At 41.1% G+C, this 209-nt stretch carries 1 pseudogene; it reads right to left on the bottom strand.

Annotated features, from left to right (window positions below):
• Nucleotides 1-209, bottom strand: a pseudogene (locus CWB99_RS23890) (bifunctional NADH-specific enoyl-ACP reductase/trans-2-enoyl-CoA reductase); the annotation flags it as partial.

Below are 209 nucleotides of genomic sequence, written 5' to 3'. Positions count from 1 at the left end.
CACTTTAATGGTGTTGTCGATGTCATCTTGGCTTGCGGCTTCTACTGTTACTTCGTCAATTTCGCGCTTTGACGTATTTAAGTTTTTTGTAGTTACAGCACTGCCAATAGGTTTAAGTGTAGATGAATACACCTCACCGGTATTTGGATCGGTACGACGAGGCGATGCTAAGCTGTAAATAATACAGTCTACTTTGCCTAAATCTGCTT

The sequence above is a fragment of the Pseudoalteromonas rubra genome (genome assembly GCF_005887095.1).
Classification (GTDB): Bacteria; Pseudomonadota; Gammaproteobacteria; order Enterobacterales; family Alteromonadaceae; genus Pseudoalteromonas; species Pseudoalteromonas rubra_E.
The sequence above is the reverse complement of the archived record's forward strand: the minus strand, read 5'-3'. Positions and strand labels throughout refer to the sequence as shown.